The organism is Bradyrhizobium sp. STM 3809, from assembly GCF_000239795.1.
GTDB lineage: Bacteria > Pseudomonadota > Alphaproteobacteria > Rhizobiales > Xanthobacteraceae > Bradyrhizobium.
Genome location: NZ_CAFJ01000230.1, coordinates 1 through 538, shown reverse-complemented (window position 1 = coordinate 538; position 538 = coordinate 1). Strand labels below are relative to the sequence as shown.

1 protein-coding gene is annotated in these 538 nt (G+C 62.8%); it reads right to left on the bottom strand.

Going from position 1 to position 538, the window contains the following annotated elements; all coding sequences use genetic code 11:
- Nucleotides 1-441, bottom strand: a 441-nt coding sequence (locus tag BRAS3809_RS12620) for a porin (protein WP_035656203.1), incomplete at its 3' end; no start/stop codon positions are given.
- Nucleotides 442-538 lie beyond the last annotated feature (97 nt).

Here is a 538-nt window from a genome sequence, read left to right as displayed (position 1 = left end):
GCCAGGAGCGCCAGCGGTCGAGTAGGCCGTCGCACCGGTCGCCGAGCCCGTGCCGGCATAGCCGCCGGAGGTCCAGCTGAAGGTGATGTCGGCGAAGGTACGGACGACGCCGTACTCGGTCGCCGTGCGGGTGTCGATGTTGATGTCCTGACGAGCGCGGGACGTGTAGTAGTTGCTCAGGCGGTTGTGAGCACCACCCTGGCCGCTGAACGCCGCGCTGTAGTCGCTGTTCGTCGCGATCGCCGTTTCAGCACGGAGATAGCCGCCCAGCTTGATGCAGGTGTCGGTGCCGGGGATGTAGTAGAAGCCCGCACCATACAGGGAGCAAACCTTCACATACTCGACCGCTTTGGCCTTGATCGGAAGGTCGGCCGCCTGAGCCGCGGACATGGCGAGCAGGACTGCCGCCGAGCCGAGGACAAGGCTCTTAACCGTCTTCATTTAAACCTCCAAGTTGCTCTTTTGAGAAAGAACCGGACCAAAATCCCCCAGGACGATCCGCTTCCTCCGCTCCCGAAAAACCGCTTCAGCCGCTTCG